Below are 15695 nucleotides of genomic sequence, written 5' to 3' on the forward strand. Positions count from 1 at the left end.
CCCTCTATTTGCTGAGCAGTAAGAACCCCACCTCAAAATTCAGCAAAAGCAAATAAATCGAGCTGCTTGTAAAAGCCCGATTGGTGATGGCTAATGAAAGTTTCACTTTATATAGAAGGAATTTGAAATGCGGGTAGGGGAAATAAAATACTTTACTATATAAGTAGTATGCCCTTTATATGAAGAAAAAACGATAGGTTTCGACAATATTCGATACCTTACGAATTCTATTCGTATTTTTGTCAAAAATATGTCGGAAATGTGTTGTCACTTTTATGTATATGTGCTATATTATTTCCTGTAAGCGATTTCAAATAGTTTTAAAGCGCATTCAAGGGGGACATCTAGAATAATGAAACGTTACGAAAGAAAGTGGAAGCATATTTGTTTGAAACGTGTGGCACATCGTAGTGTCCAAGAAAGCACGGAACCTAAGACTGAAACGCGCAAAGAACAGCAAGAGAAGCAATTGGTTCTACAAAAATAGCAATCACTTTTTCGTATATAAATGAAGGTCGATCGTTCGTTGGGGGATGGACGTGAAATTACTTTCAGCTAAGGGGTATTGTCTGATATATAATTTATACGGCAATAAATAAGCACAGAGCATACGGCGCTCTGTGCTTATTTTTATTTATCTTTTTTAAATCGAACTGTCTTATCCCAGCCGATGACTTGTTTCTTGCTCTTTGCACGTAAATATAAGATTAAGCTGCGAATAAATAAGTACGTAAAGAGCTGTGCATACGTAAAGTACATAATAACGCTAATAAAAATATTAGTCGGTGTAAAGGTTCGTTCGACACTCTGGGCACTAAATAATTGTGAAACATATGTAATATATGCTACATACCACATAAATAGTAGCGGAATGCTATATTGAATTTGGAATATCCCGAGTAGCCCAATTACAAACCAAACGTTTGAAATGATTAGGAATAGCCAAAATACAACATACACTAGAACTTGTTGTAAGGAATGAACGAGCAGTTTTCCTTTAAAGAAACTTAATGACGAGAACATTTTTTCTAAAATGTATAAATTTCCTTGGAGCCAACGTGTACGTTGTTTAATAAGAATTTTTAAATGCTCTGGTTCTTGTTCCCAAGTAACTGATTCTGGGACGATTGGTAAGAGATAACCTTTTTGTGTAATTCGTAATGTTAATTCAGCATCTTCTGCAATTGCATAAGGGTCATAGCCACCAAGCTCTTCTAGTGCAGAGCGACGAAGAAGCATGTTTGTTCCTGTCAGTGAACCCGTTTGGAATAGTAACCAGCGTCCAGATTGCATAAGGAGCTGGAAGATTTGAAATTCTAGCGAAATCATTCGCGTCAGCCAGTTTCTTTTTTCATTTACAGTACGAACGTGTCCAACTGCTCCAACCGCATCTTCAGTTGTTTCAGCGTGCTCTACAAGCATTCGCAGTGCGTGTGGTTCAGGTTGGTTATCTGCATCGTAAACACAGAAGTATTCACCATCTGAAATACTAAGCCCATAGTTTAGTACACGTGATTTACCCTTCGGTTCACCGGAGGGAACACGAATGTGGCGAATATGAGCATAAGCTTTGTCGAAATCATCGCCGATTTCAGGTGTTTCATCTTGAGAGTTATCATTTAATAAATAAATAGTTAGCTTTCCTGGATATTCAATCTTCGCCATCGCCTCTAAAGTATCTTTAATAACGACCCCCTCGTTATGGGCAGGTATGAAAATATCGACGCTAGGATAATGTTCTAGTGTACGATCTTTTCGTTTGCTATTTCGGTGAATTAAACCCGCGATTGTTAAGAAAGAGTAGTAAACGAGTAAGCCAGAGAATAGAAAGGCCGTAAAAATAAGTACATATTTAATTGAAAATGTGATACTGATCCAAAAAACGAGTACGCAAAACAGAAGAAATAAAAGAAGTATAACGAGAGTCATCATAACAATGTCTGTCCTTTGTTTCCAATTTGCTCGCGTGAAATTTTTATATCTTGGATTGCTTCAGCTGCAAGCCATTTTTCTAATTTTGGCTGTAGACGGTTCATTACTATATCTGCACCAGCCTCATTTGTGTTCTGTAATAAAATAACTAATGTACTCTCATCATATTCAGCAGCAAGGTCAAAATCATTCCTTACCGTTTCAACTAATAAGGAAGCTACACGATCCATAACACTTTCCTTCGTATATTTACTAAAGGAAGTGAAATCAAAGTAAACGATAACGCCTGTTTCATTACGACGATTTATTGCAGTCGTTAATAACGCTTGGCGTCTCTCGAATTCTTGTCTAGTTAATAATTTTGATTCTCCAATATATTGTTCCAACGTTCTCACACGCTCAGTTAAAGTTTTATTTTCATGAATCACTTTTTTCAATAGGTGAGTTGTTATATATACAATGAAGAAGTTAGCTACCATCAGGAAGTGGGTAATCATATATTGCCATTGATCTGATGTACTCCATAAATGAAGCCATGCTTGATAAAATAAATAAAATACGGAAATAATGGTTCCTAGTATGAAGAAAATAAATGCTGTTTTATCAGCTAAAAATAAGAATAGTACATTTACGATTACGTATATTATTGTAAAAATGAGCGCATGCTCATAATTCGTCACATGTACAGTAGTAAAATAAAATACAATTTGTAGAATCCACATAGAGAGGATTTTATAGAACTTATCTTTCACAAAACTTTCCTCCTTAAAGCTATTTCATCCATAGATACTTGTAGTATGCGCAATTATTAAGAAATTGACTATGTCGTTAAATTCTTTTGAAGGGCAACAACAAGTAGTATCTCTATTTTCATAAGAAAAATAAAAAGACTTAAACATTATTGTATCATAATGTCCTCATATTTGGGGTAAGGTGATTGATAGATACATAAAAGGCGTTTGGAGTGCATGAAAAAAGTCTTCTCTTGGAGAAAGAGAAGACTCTATATAAGTTTATAGGAACATCATACCTGCAACTGCTGCATTTAAGAAGTTAGCTAATGTACCAGCGATAACTGCTTTAATCCCTAATTGTGCAATTTGTTTACGGCGAGTAGGAGCTAGCGTTCCTGTTACACCTAATTGAATTGCAATAGAAGAGAAGTTTGCGAATCCACAGATTGCGAATGTTAAAATTAGATTTGTTTTGTCAGAGAACTCTGCCATATGTGGTCCTAAGTTTGCGTATGCAACGAATTCGTTGATTGCAAGTTTTTGACCGATAAAGCTTGCTGCTTGTACAGCTTCACCTGGAGAAACCCCGATTAAGATTGCAAATGGTGATAATAAGTAACCGAAGATTAAATCAAGGCTAAGTTTAATGTGGAATAAAGACCCAACTAATCCTAATAGACCATTTAATAAAGCGATTAATGCAATGAAAGCCATTAACATTGCTGCTACGTTAATAACAAGTTGCATACCTTCAGATGCACCACGTGCAGCTGCGTCGATAACGTTTGCGTCTTCACGTTCTGTAGAAAGTTCAACGTTATTATCTACTTTTTCTGTCTCTGGCATGATTAGTTTCGCAATTAATAAGCTTGATGGAGCTGCCATAATTGCAGCTGCTAATAAGTGCTCTAACGGAATACCCATTGCTGCATAGCCGACAAGAACTGATCCGGCAACAGCTGTCATACCGCTTACCATAATAGTGAAGAATTCACTATTTGTTAAGCGTGCTAAGTAAGGTTTAATTAAGATTGGAGCTTCAGTTTGTCCTAAAAATACAGTCGTTACTGAGTTTAAGCTTTCTGCTTTAGAAGTTCCAAGAAGTTTACTTAATGCACCACCAACGACGCTAACAAATTTCTGCATAATACCGAAATGATATAAGATTGCTACTAATGAACTAATAAATACGATTGGAAGTAGTGCTTGAATAAAGAATACAAATCCCCAAGGTCCTTTTGCGTTGACTAAATCCCCAGCAACGAACTTAATTCCCTCGTAAGAAAAATTAATTAATCCTTGAACACCGTCAGCAGCGTGTTTTAAACCTGCTTTACCAGCATCCCATCGTAATACGATAAATGAAAATGACATTTGTAATGCTAGCGCAATTAAAATTGTGCGCCAATTAATAGCTTTGCGGTTGGAAGATAGTAAGAAAGCAATTGCTAATACTCCAATCACGCCGCCAATTCCCCATAAAAGATTCATGCAGTGTATGCTCCTTCCTCATAGTAAAAAACAGTGTATAAACCAGTTGTCTATACATTTACGAATATAACATCTTAAGTAACTTATCATAATGGACATCGGAGGTCAAACGTCTAATGAAAAGTTTAAATAAAAAGAAAATTCTTCAAAAAAACACATATAAAATAAATAGACATGAAATAGGTTATGTTTTTTATGAAAATATATACATTATGATAACGTTATGCATTGTTTTTGCAGAATAAAGTGTATGAAATAGAAGAATGGATACATTATTTTTGTAGAGAGAAACTAGGGGAAAGGGAGTAATGTGTTGAACTCGTAACAAAAAAGCCTTCTAGTAAACTAGAAGGCTTTGAAACTATTAATTAAGGTGCTTTCGTGTATCCTAAGAAGTGGCTCTTCCAATAAGAGTTACTTAATGAAGCGATTGCTACACCTTTATCTCCAGCTTGGATAAATGATCCGCCCCCAAGGTAAATACCCATGTGAGAAGGACCAGATTTATAAGTGTTTTGGAAATAAATTAAGTCACCAGGTTGTGGACTTGAAGTTTTTGGTAGGCTACTCCAATATCCCGCAACACTTTGACGGCTAATGTTATGACCAGATTTCTTAAATACATGGTAGATGTAGCCACTGCAGTCTACGCCGTTAGCAGAAGTTCCGCCCCAAACGTATGGTACACCTTGCATTGATTTTGCATATGCAAGTACGGAAGAACTGTCGCCACTATTATTGCCTGTATTATTATTGTTGTTATTGTTTTGATTGTTATTTTGGTTATTGTTAGGCTTATTATCTACTGCGCCTCCAACTGGTGTTTTAGATAGGTAACGTGTTCCGATATAACCAGTTTGACCGTTGTAGTTAATTTTGCTCCATCCAGAGTTTTCAGAGATTACTTGAACCTTCTGTCCTTGTGGAAGTGCACCTATGATTCTATAATTTGTACCTTCGCCGCTACGTACATTTAGTGCAGAAGCATTAATGTAGTAGTCGCCAATTGCACCTTGGTTAGGTTTTTCAGGTTGTTTTGGTTGCTCAGGAGTAGTAGTACCACCTTTAACGAATTTTACAAATTCGCTACTAACAAAGCCTGTTTTTCCTTGGTAATTTACTTTAAACCAACCGTTTTCAGATCCAACTACGTTTAATGTTGTACCGTTTAAAACACCACCAATTACACTATGGTAAGCAGCAGGGCCTGTACGAACACGTAAAGATGTAGCGTTAACCACGTAAGAACCGCCAGTTTGAATAGTTCCATTATTATTGTTTTGCTCTTGTTTGTTGCCTTCTGTAACGTTTTCGTTAGAACCGCCTTTTGTTACGTAGTCTTTGCTTATATAAGCAGTTTGTCCTGCGTAATTGATTTTGAACCAATCTTGAACTTCGCCAACAACTTGTACTACTTGTCCTTTTGTAACAGAACCTACAGTTGTGTGAGAAGTACTAGGACCTGTACGAACACGAAGGGAAGATACATTTACTGTATAGTTTCCGCTTGCTGGTTTTACTTCTTGGTTGTTATTGTTATTATTCGTATTGTTGTTTGAAGAACCCGCATTAGAAGAAACGCCAGATACGAATTCGCCACTTACATAACCTACTTGTCCATTATGGTTAATTTTCACCCAACCATTTTCTTGTCCAATTACGTTTAATGTTTGTCCTGCATATACACGTCCAGAAACAGAACTAGAAGTGTTAGGAGCTGTACGTACACGTAATACATCAGCAGTAACTTTATTGTTTCCGCCTGTGCTTACATTGTTGTTTATTGCTCCACTTTTTGATACAAATTCGCCACTAACAAAGCCTGTTTTTCCGTTAATGTTAATTTTGAACCAACCATTTTCTTCGCCAATCACGTTTAGTGATTGACCGTTATAAACGCGTGAGATGATGTCGTGAGAAGTGCTTGATCCCGCACGAACATGTAATACGCTCGCGTTTACCTTATAAGATGAGTCGTTTGATGCAGAAGCTTGGACAGTTGTAGCAGCTTTTTGTGTATTTTGTTCAGGTGCAGCTTGAACACTATCAAGTGTAGGTGCTGCTCCTCCTGCTACAGACACTGCCGCAAGACCGGCAAGATACTTTTTCATAATTTGTCGATTCCTTTCTGTCTGTAATGTAGTGAAGAAATATTTACCAACTGTTAAAAATTCTAAAGAGCATGTCGATTACTGTCAAGACTTATGTAGGAATCTGAATATGACAAAAAGATTACAAAAAAAAATCAAGGCATAAATTTACACCTTGATTTCCATTTAAATGTATATATTGAATATGAAAGGACAGAAATTATTCGTGTTTAAGAAGATGCCATATTGGATTGTAACAAGATTTGATTAAAAGATTTTTGCAGTTTTTTGGTGATAGGCCCAACTTGCCCATCTTGAATCGCGGTTCCATCAAGGTGGGTCATTGGTAAAATTTCAATCGTTGTGCCTGTAAAAAAGCATTCATCTGCTTGATAAACGTCACGAACGCTGAAAAGTTCTTCCTGTACAGGAATGTGAAGAGTATTCGCTAAAGAAAGGACATATTGACGAATAATTCCATTTAGAATAAGGTGATTGGCTGGATGTGTGTAAAGAGTTCTGTTTTTAATTAAAAAGAAGTTGGAATGGCTTCCTTCCGTTACGATACCATTCCTTATGAGAAGTGCCTCTTTACAGCCTTTACGTTCAGCTTTCGTAGCAGCTAGTACGTTTGGTAATAAATTTAATGATTTAATGTCACAGCGTAGCCATCGAGTATCGGGTTCTGATATAGCGCGTATACCATATTCAATCCATAATGCTGGTCTTTCTTTTTTTGTAATATAGGCATAAATTGTCGGAGGGGTGTCATATGAAAATACATGTGTGCGAGCTTGTACACCGCGAGATACTTGCAAATAAATTGTGCCATCTTCGTGGAAATGGTTTCGTTCAATTAATTTGTAAAGTAAAGTGATGAGTTCAGCTTTTGAGAAAGGGAGCGATAATTCTACTTCTTCCATGGATCGATATAATCTTGTTATGTGCGGATCTAATAAGTGAAAGTTCCCTTTATATAGGCGAATAACCTCGTAGACACCATCTCCGAATTGCAAACCTCTTTCTTCAAGTTCTATGTACGTTTGTTGTTTTGTTGTATCAATAACTTCATCATTCCAAAGTACAAATTTTTCGTATGCCAATTTCCGTCCCATCCTTTCGTAAGTACGTAAATAACGTGAAACTTTCATTCATGCGAGATAAAAATCACTATAGTAATTTTTATGTAAGCTATTCTCTATATATGACCGTATATGTATTTGTAAATCATAGAGAAGTAAGGACGATTTCCCCCGCATTAACGGGCTGATTAAAGTTTCACTTTACAGCATTTTGTATATACAAATTCGAAAATAAGAAATGAGAATCCTGCTTTTAAATAAAAAAAAGCAACATTCTTATGGAATGCTGCACAAGGAGGGTAGCTATCTTTCATAGGGACATTGTCTCGTTGAATGCTTTGTGTATGGAAACAAAACATGTTGAAAGACAATTATAAGAAAGTAGAAACAAGAGATTTACACATTTCTTTAAGGGATCTTACGAAAGATGAGAGGTAAGAAATATGTAGAACCTTGTTTACATATTTTATTATAGAGATTCTTCATTAACCCTATGTGAATATTTGGTAAAGGTTATGTAATTTTAAAGTTAATGAATATAAGCAGTTGTATGGAAGAAAATAAAAAAAGAGGCTGAGATTACTCAGCGCTCTTCTTTTATTCTTTAATAGCTGTTTTTACTTCACCAGTTTTGATCTTATTACTTTCAGAGAAGCGAAGTAAGTCACCTTCAATGATTTTATCAGACATGTGCAATTCATTTTGGGCACGATCAATTAGTGGTTGAGATTCTTCTTTCGGTAATTGTACAACTTCGCCAGTAGCACGGTCGTAGAATGTACTGTTTGTGTACATGTATTTATCTGTAATGAAGCTACCGTCACGAAGAACAACAAATCCTTTATTATCAGGTGAGAATACATCATGACCGAATCGAACGTCATTTGTAGAATCTACACCAAGTAAGTTTAGAATAGTTGGTTTAATATCAATTTCACCAGTTGGTTTCGAAATTGTTTTACCTTCTTTTTGACCTGGAACGTGAATAAACATCGGTGTTTTTTGTAAGTTCATATGGTCAAATGCAGTGATTTCTTCTTTTCCTAAGAACTGTGCCATTGCACGGTTATGGTTTTCAGAAATACCGTAGTGATCACCGTAGAATACGATTACTGAGTTGTCGTAAATACCTTCTGCTTTTAGACGCTCAATAAAGTGTTTCATTGCTTCGTCTAAGTAACGAGCAGTTACCATGTAACGGTCAAATACTCCATCACCAGAATTATATTCGTCGATTAATTTTGTACTGTCATCGTAAGTGAATGGGTAATGATTCGTTAAAGTAAGGAAGCGAGTATAGAATGGTTGCTTCACTTCTTTCAACATATCAATAGATTGATCGAAGTATTCGATATCTTTTAATCCCCAGTTTAATTTTGTTTCCGGCGTAATCTTGTAATCAAGCTCGTTGTAGTAACGATCATAACCAAGTGCTGGATACATAATGTTACGGTTCCAGAATGTTGCGTTGTTTGCGTGGAATACCGACGTGTGATACCCTTGCTGACGTAAAATTTCTGGAGTTGCTGTATATTCATTGTTACCGTGTGTGAAGAATACAGCACCGCGGTCTAGTGGATATAAAGAAGTATCTACTAGGAATTCAGCATCAGATGTTTTACCTTGCCCAGTTTGATGGAAGAAGTTATCAAAGTAATAACTTTCTTTCGTAAATTGGTTTAAGAACGGTGTAACTTCTTGTCCGTTAACTGTTGCGCCAATTAAGAATGTTTGTAATGACTCAAGAGAGACAACAATTACGTTTTTCCCTTTTGCAGTACCGAACATATTTGGATCTGGTTTACTTTGTGTTGTTTTCACGTAGTTTTCTGTTTCTTGTAATTTACTACCGTCAGCGAATGCTTTTTGTGAACTTGATTTCGCTTGTAATCCAAGATCGTATACTTGGTGTACATATAATCCTAAGTTTTTAACAAGCATAACGCGGTCGAATGAACGTGTTAATAGTTCTGGGCGTTCAGCTTCTGCAAGTCCTAAGTTTGCGAAGAAAATAGCAACTGTTGATACGAAGTATAGAGAACGCATCGGGCGTGCTACACGCTCTGTAGGTGCAAAGTTTTTCATTTTCTTCAATAGAACGAAGAATACGATAATGTCTGCGAATGCAAGAATAATTTTGTAGTTAAATAATTCTTTCACACTAGAACCTAAACTTCCGAAGTTAGATGTTTGTCCGAGTACTGGTAAAGTAACGAAGTCATTGTAGAATCCGTAGAACATTACGTTACCAACAAGAACGATTGTTAAGACAAAGTTAATTCCAAGTGCTATATAGTTACGTTTTTTCCCTTTTGCAAATAATGCAAGACCAACAAGCAGTAATGATGCTGCTAATGGGCTAAGGAATAAAATGAATTCTTGCATGAAAGATTCAAGTTTTAAATCAAAGCTTGTGCGTGTAATAATGTAAGTTTTCAGCCATAAGGCTAAAGCTACGAATACAGTGAAACGCACATTTTGAAATTGCGATTTCAAGGTTTCTTTCATTCATTTCCACCCTTTCTCTATCAGGCTTGGTCGATTTTGGAGCGAAAAATGCTAAAATAAAAAATACATAGTTTTCTTGGCCATAATTAAAGGTTCTATATTCACCCATATACGACTATAACTATGCATACCCTTTTGGTTTCTTTTGTTGCTCATAAGCATAACGTCATTTCTGTATTATACAACAAAATTCATTTCTGAGAAACACTATAACATTTTACATTTTTTGTATAAGAGTTGTCACTACCAGAGAAAACTTTAACATTCGTTTATATGTCCGTCAACTAGAAAATATAACAAAGATAGAGCAGAATGTTAAGTGGAAGTGAAAATTTCTTTGTTGAGAAATAAGAAACGAAGGTGGATAAGGGTTATCTAGAAATCTATTATATGAAGGAAATTGTGTAAAAATTAACGAACACTTGTTCTTTTTTGGTTTATTTGTTACAATGAAAGTTCATTGATAGGTTTTGTGTAATTTCCATGAACTTTTACTGATAACATATTGTAGCTTATTTCTTTTTAAAAATAGGGAGGCTTTTACATGAAACAAAAATTTTCAGTTGAAGCGTTTTGGAAGAAAGTAAAACATGTTGCAAAGCAAGCAGGGCAGTCGGTCATTTATACAAGTTTATTACTGTTTTACGTTTTGCAAAGACCCGATGTTCCAAAACGAGTGAAAATTATTGTAATTGGAGCACTTGCTTATTTTATTGCACCGATTGATGCGATTCCAGATTTCATTGCTGGAATTGGCTATACGGATGATTTAGGGGCGTTAACGGCCGCACTAATACAGGTGTCGTTATACGTCAATGAAGATGTGAAAGATAAGGCACGAGTGAAGTTGGCAGAATGGTTTGGTTCGGATATAGACACAACATTTATCGATCAGAAATTAGGTCAATAGGTGAAATCTGTCATAAGGTGACAGGACGAACGTAAGCGAGGAAGTGCATTATGCCATCAGGAAGAACGCATACGAAAATAAACTTAATATCCCTTCCGGTTGTTTTGTTTTTGCTCTTTTCGTATGGATTAACAAATTTTGATTTTTTATTAACTTTTGCAATTGGTTTTTTAGTAGGTACTTCATTTTTAACACCAGATTTAGATACGTACAGTAATGCTTATAACAAATGGGGTTTCTTACGTATATTTTGGTATCCTTATAAGAAAGTAATGCCACATCGATCTTTCTTTACGCATACGATTATACTTGGTGATGTGATTCGTATTGCGTACATGTTAATCGTCTTTTCTCCATTTTTATTCCTATTAAATGTAATCGCACTGGATGGTAATTTAATAGAAATTGCGAAGAAACATGAGGTTGAAATTGTAACGTTCTTAATGGGAATTGTTGTGGCAAGTACGCTCCACATTATAGCGGATAAGGTGAATACGCGCCGAAAGAAAATGATGAGAAAAAAGAAGAAACGCAGAAGATAAAGTAACTAATCGGGAAAAGGACCCTTGCAATTTGCAAGGGTCCTTTTTTAAACAAACGTTTGTTTAAAATTAAGCTTTCAGTACTTTAATTCCTTTTACAATGTTCCAGATGAAGTAGTATAAGCTGATGATTCCGCAAATAGCTAAGACAATCATTGCTCCAATTCCAAGTGTTACATCTGGTTGGTCAGATCCTATGCCCATAATTCCTAAAATGGTTAAGCCGATAAATGTAGCGATACTTGGAATGATGTGTGTCCATAGAGCACGTTTTGCGTGTGGCTTTGTTTCAGCGTCTCCTACAATCCAAACGATAATAGGGAATAAGATAGGGGCAAATAGTACACTAAAGTATGATAACGCAGCTAATATTTTATTTCCGTTCATATATATCACCTCATGAATAATGTCTGTTGTTATACTATTATTATGCAATAATTTAGTTAAACTTTCTATCGATGAACATTACAAGAACATGACGATTTTGTAAGATTTTTTTGTTAAATGATAAAATTTTCAAAAAAATCTTTTTTAATGGAAATTGTTATGGTACAGTATAAATGGAAGTTGTTGAAAACGTTTTCTTAAACGTTTTTTATTTTTAGGCTTAAAGGTATGATGACCTGATAGTCTATTGATAAGATTGTATTTATTTAAAAGGGGATTCTTTAGGGGGAGAGGACAATGAACACATGGACACAAGTTTATGATCCGTTCGGTAATATTTGGATTTCAGCAGCAGTAGCACTTATTCCGATTATCTTTTTTTTCTTAGCTTTAGCGGTTTTTCGCATGAAGGGGTATGTGGCAGGATTTATTACAGTTGTACTTACAGTTTTAGTAGCATTATTCGCTTATAAAATGCCGTTCACGATGGCAATGGCAGCAACCGGGTACGGTTTTTTGTACGGGTTATGGCCAATTGCTTGGATTATCATTATGTCGGTATTTTTATATAAAATTTCTGTAAAAACAGGTCAATTCGATGTGATTCGTGCATCGGTATTATCGATTACGAACGATCATCGTTTACTCGTTATTTTAATTGGATTTTCATTCGGAGCATTTTTAGAAGGAGCGGCAGGGTTTGGAGCGCCAGTAGCGATTACAGCAGCGCTTCTTGCTGGTCTTGGGTTAAATCCTTTATACGCAGCAGGTCTTTGTTTAATTGCAAATACTGCACCAGTGGCGTTCGGAGCGATGGGAATTCCGATTACAGTTGCTGGACAAGTAACAGGTATTGATCCACATAAAATTGGACAAATGGCTGGGCATCAATTACCGTTCCTATCATTATTTGTTCCATTCTTTATCGTATTTTTAATGGATGGATTTAAAGGGGTAAGACAAACGTGGCCTGCGTTACTTGTAGCAGGTAGTTCATTTGCGATTACGCAGTTCATTACAGCGACGTTCTTAGGACCGGAACTTCCGGATATTACGTCAGCACTTGTAAGTTTAGTGAGTTTAGCACTGTTCTTAAAAGTTTGGCAGCCGAAAGAAATTTATCAATCCGGGCAAGCAAATAATGAGGTAGCAGCAACAACGACAGCAGCATCGATGCCGAAATTAACGTTTGGAAAAGTAGTGAAGGCATGGTCCCCATTTATCGTATTAACGGTTATGGTAGTCATTTGGAGCCAAAATTTCTTTAAGGCATTATTTGCTCCAGGAGGGGCTTTAGAAAGTCTTGTATTTAAGTTTGAAATTCCAGGTCTGCATAATCTAGTAATGAAAGCAGAGCCAATTGTAAATAAACCAACGCCTTACGAGGCAATTCTAAAGTTTGATGTATTATCGGCAACTGGAACAGCGATTTTAATTGCTTGTATCATTTCCATGTTTATTTTGAAAATGAATGTAAAAGATGCAGTAGTGACATTTAAAGAAACGTTAAACGAATTAAAAATGCCAATTCTATCTATCGGATTTGTACTAGGGTTTGCATTTATCGCAAACTATTCTGGCCTATCTTCTACGTTAGCGTTAGCATTAGCTGGAACAGGCGGACTATTCCCGTTCTTCTCACCATTCTTAGGCTGGATTGGCGTATTCCTAACAGGGTCTGATACGTCTGCGAATGCACTGTTCTCAAATTTACAAGCCATTACAGCGCAGCAAGTCGGCGTATCTGAAGTGCTTCTCGTTGCAGCAAATACAACAGGCGGTGTAACAGGTAAAATGATTTCCCCGCAGTCGATTGCCATCGCTTGTGCAGCAGTTGGTCTTGCTGGAAAAGAATCGGATTTGTTCCGTTTTACAGTGAAGCATAGTTTATTCTTCGTAATTATTGTTGGTATTATGACGTATGTACAGGCATATTATTTAACGTGGATGATTCCATAAAAAACAAAAGAAATAAACTTTGAATTTTTCAGATTATAGTGTATGATGGGAAAGTATTGAAAATTAAATCAGTGATAAACTAGGGGTGCCTAACGTATGCGTAGGCTGAGAGAGAAGCGCGTGAACTTCTTAACCCTTTGGACCTGATCTGGCTCGTACCAGCGTAGGGAAGTTAACGGCTTTACATAATGATGTCTTTATGAGCCAGGTCCTTATTTTTTTATGGACCTGGCTCTTTTTATTTTGGCATGCGCTGGCCATATCTTGTCCTTGTCACGAACAGGGAGGCAACAAAATTTATGAAACAATCTGTTTCAGCTGAGCAAATTGAATTGAAATCGAGTTTACCAGGGAGTAAGAAAGTATATGTGGATGGACCACGAGAAGGTATGAAAGTGCCGATGCGTGAGATTGAACAAAGCGAAACGAATGGCGTCCCAAATCCACCAATCCGTGTGTATGATACGAGCGGTCCTTATACAGATCCTGCGTATAAGGTCGAGCTGGAAAAAGGCATTCCAACGCCGCGCCACTCCTGGATTATGGGGCGTGGTGATGTAGAAGCATACGAAGGGCGTGAAGTAAAACCAGAGGATGACGGTGTGAAAGTGGCTTCGAAACATACACCTGTTTTCCCGCAAATGGATCGTAAGCCGCTTAGAGCAAAGCAAGGTGCAAATGTTACGCAAATGCACTATGCGCGTAATGGCATTATTACGTCTGAGATGGAATACGTTGCGATTCGTGAAGGGGTAGAGCCGGAGTTTGTTCGTAAGGAAATCGCAGAAGGCCGTGCTATTTTACCAGCGAATATTAATCATCCAGAAGCTGAACCGATGATTATCGGGCGTAACTTCCATGTGAAGGTCAATGCAAATATCGGAAACTCTGCTGTATCTTCTTCTATTGCAGAAGAAGTAGAGAAGATGACGTGGGCTACTCGCTGGGGTGCAGATACGATTATGGATTTATCTACAGGTAAAAATATTCATACGACGCGTGAGTGGATTATTCGTAACGCGCCTGTACCAGTTGGAACTGTACCAATCTATCAAGCGCTGGAAAAAGTAAACGGAATTGCAGAAGATTTAACGTGGGAAGTATATCGTGATACGTTAATTGAGCAGGCGGAGCAAGGCGTTGATTACTTTACGATTCACGCTGGTGTATTGCTTCGTTACATTCCAATCACGGCAAAGCGTACGACAGGTATCGTTTCACGCGGTGGTTCGATTATGGCGCAGTGGTGTTTATTCCATCATAAAGAAAACTTCCTATATACTCATTTTGAAGAGATTTGTGAAATTATGAAACAGTACGATGTTTCGTTCTCTCTTGGAGATGGATTACGTCCAGGGTCTATTGCAGATGCAAATGATGAAGCACAGTTTTCTGAGCTTGAAACACTTGGTGAATTAACCAAAATTGCTTGGAAACATGATGTGCAAGTTATGATCGAAGGACCTGGACACGTACCGATGCACTTAATTAAAGAGAATATGGAGAAAGAGCTTGATATTTGTCAGGGCGCGCCGTTTTACACACTTGGGCCACTAACGACAGATATTGCACCAGGTTATGACCATATTACATCGGCGATTGGAGCTGCGATGATCGGTTGGTTTGGAACGGCGATGCTTTGTTATGTAACGCCGAAAGAACATTTAGGTTTACCGAATAAAGATGATGTACGCACGGGTGTTATTACGTACAAAATTGCAGCGCATGCGGCTGATCTTGCGAAAGGACATAAAACGGCTCATCAGCGTGATGATGCACTTTCAAAAGCACGCTTCGAATTCCGTTGGCGCGATCAATTTAATCTATCTTTAGATCCTGAACGTGCGATGGAATATCACGATGAAACGTTGCCTGCAGAAGGGGCAAAGACAGCTCACTTCTGTTCAATGTGTGGACCGAAGTTTTGTAGTATGAGAATTTCACATGATATTCGTGAATATGCAAAAGAAAATGATTTAGAAACGACAGAAGCAATTGAAAAAGGAATGAAAGAGAAAGCAGAAGAATTTAAAGAAGCTGGTAGTCATTTATATCAATAA

The 15695-nt window shown here is 37.0% G+C and carries 11 protein-coding genes and 1 riboswitch; of the genes, 4 read left to right on the forward strand and 7 right to left on the reverse strand.

What is annotated here, in order from left to right; genetic code table 11:
* Positions 1-630: 630 nt before the first annotated feature.
* The 6 genes from CN409_RS04160 to CN409_RS04190 all read right to left on the reverse strand — a co-directional run bounded on the left by CN409_RS04160 (position 631) and on the right by CN409_RS04190 (position 9837).
* Entirely contained in the window at positions 631-1932 is a 1302-nt protein-coding gene (locus CN409_RS04160) for a glycosyltransferase family 2 protein (RefSeq protein ID WP_000988755.1), read from the reverse strand.
* Positions 1929-2684, reverse strand: a complete 756-nt coding sequence (locus tag CN409_RS04165; protein ID WP_097980962.1) for a nucleotidyl cyclase domain-containing protein — start codon at positions 2682-2684, stop codon at positions 1929-1931. Before CN409_RS04165 ends, CN409_RS04160 begins: the two co-directional genes overlap by 4 nt.
* 261 nt (positions 2685-2945) lie before the next feature.
* Positions 2946-4157 (reverse strand): NupC/NupG family nucleoside CNT transporter, encoded by a 1212-nt coding sequence (locus CN409_RS04170; RefSeq protein ID WP_001051018.1) that lies wholly within the window; start codon positions 4155-4157, stop codon positions 2946-2948.
* Between the two features lie 368 nt (positions 4158-4525).
* Positions 4526-6268, reverse strand: coding sequence for a C40 family peptidase (locus CN409_RS04175; RefSeq protein WP_079246185.1), 1743 nt, complete (start codon positions 6266-6268; stop codon positions 4526-4528).
* Between the two features lie 209 nt (positions 6269-6477).
* Positions 6478-7362 (reverse strand): D-amino-acid transaminase, encoded by an 885-nt coding sequence (locus CN409_RS04180; protein ID WP_079997269.1) that lies wholly within the window; start codon positions 7360-7362, stop codon positions 6478-6480.
* A gap of 564 nt (positions 7363-7926) precedes the next feature.
* Entirely contained in the window at positions 7927-9837 is a 1911-nt protein-coding gene (locus tag CN409_RS04190) for an LTA synthase family protein (protein WP_097980963.1), read from the reverse strand.
* A gap of 544 nt (positions 9838-10381) precedes the next feature.
* On the opposite strand from CN409_RS04190, the gene CN409_RS04200 reads away from it, so the two are divergent.
* Positions 10382-10747 carry a YkvA family protein gene (locus CN409_RS04200; RefSeq protein WP_000810378.1) on the forward strand — a complete coding sequence of 122 codons (366 nt, stop codon included), beginning with the start codon at positions 10382-10384 and terminating at the stop codon, positions 10745-10747.
* A gap of 50 nt (positions 10748-10797) precedes the next feature.
* Positions 10798-11289 carry a metal-binding protein gene (locus CN409_RS04205; RefSeq protein ID WP_001139059.1) on the forward strand — a complete coding sequence of 164 codons (492 nt, stop codon included), beginning with the start codon at positions 10798-10800 and terminating at the stop codon, positions 11287-11289.
* Between the two features lie 69 nt (positions 11290-11358).
* Here CN409_RS04205 and CN409_RS04210 read toward each other — a convergent pair whose 3' ends face one another.
* The gene (locus CN409_RS04210) at positions 11359-11676 is read right to left on the reverse strand and encodes a magnetosome magnetite crystal formation protein family (RefSeq protein WP_001014091.1); all 318 of its coding nucleotides are present in this window, start codon (positions 11674-11676) and stop codon (positions 11359-11361) included.
* Positions 11677-11973: 297 nt separating this feature from the next.
* On the opposite strand from CN409_RS04210, the gene lldP reads away from it, so the two are divergent.
* Positions 11974-13635, forward strand: coding sequence for an L-lactate permease (gene lldP / locus CN409_RS04215; RefSeq protein WP_001099345.1), 1662 nt, complete (start codon positions 11974-11976; stop codon positions 13633-13635).
* Positions 13636-13706: 71 nt separating this feature from the next.
* Positions 13707-13822, forward strand: a riboswitch (TPP riboswitch).
* Positions 13823-13934: 112 nt separating this feature from the next.
* A complete protein-coding gene (thiC, locus tag CN409_RS04220; RefSeq protein WP_000814477.1) occupies positions 13935-15695 on the forward strand; it encodes a phosphomethylpyrimidine synthase ThiC in 1761 nt (586 codons plus the stop codon).

Source organism: Bacillus sp. AFS012607, from assembly GCF_002558005.1.
Lineage (GTDB): Bacteria > Bacillota > Bacilli > Bacillales > Bacillaceae_G > Bacillus_A > Bacillus_A thuringiensis_S.

Bases quoted from the DNA above. Each gene is read 5' to 3' on its own strand.
- CN409_RS04175 (WP_079246185.1), bottom strand. From the start codon at position 6,268: ATGAAAAAGTATCTTGCCGGTCTTGCGGCAGTGTCTGTAGCAGGAGGA.
- CN409_RS04200 (WP_000810378.1), top strand. From the start codon at position 10,382: ATGAAACAAAAATTTTCAGTTGAAGCGTTTTGGAAGAAAGTAAAACAT.
- CN409_RS04205 (WP_001139059.1), top strand. From the start codon at position 10,798: ATGCCATCAGGAAGAACGCATACGAAAATAAACTTAATATCCCTTCCG.
- CN409_RS04180 (WP_079997269.1), bottom strand. From the start codon at position 7,362: ATGGGACGGAAATTGGCATACGAAAAATTTGTACTTTGGAATGATGAA.
- CN409_RS04190 (WP_097980963.1), bottom strand. From the start codon at position 9,837: ATGAAAGAAACCTTGAAATCGCAATTTCAAAATGTGCGTTTCACTGTA.
- CN409_RS04210 (WP_001014091.1), bottom strand. From the start codon at position 11,676: ATGAACGGAAATAAAATATTAGCTGCGTTATCATACTTTAGTGTACTA.
- CN409_RS04170 (WP_001051018.1), bottom strand. From the start codon at position 4,157: ATGAATCTTTTATGGGGAATTGGCGGCGTGATTGGAGTATTAGCAATT.
- CN409_RS04160 (WP_000988755.1), bottom strand. From the start codon at position 1,932: ATGATGACTCTCGTTATACTTCTTTTATTTCTTCTGTTTTGCGTACTC.
- thiC (WP_000814477.1), top strand. From the start codon at position 13,935: ATGAAACAATCTGTTTCAGCTGAGCAAATTGAATTGAAATCGAGTTTA.
- lldP (WP_001099345.1), top strand. From the start codon at position 11,974: ATGAACACATGGACACAAGTTTATGATCCGTTCGGTAATATTTGGATT.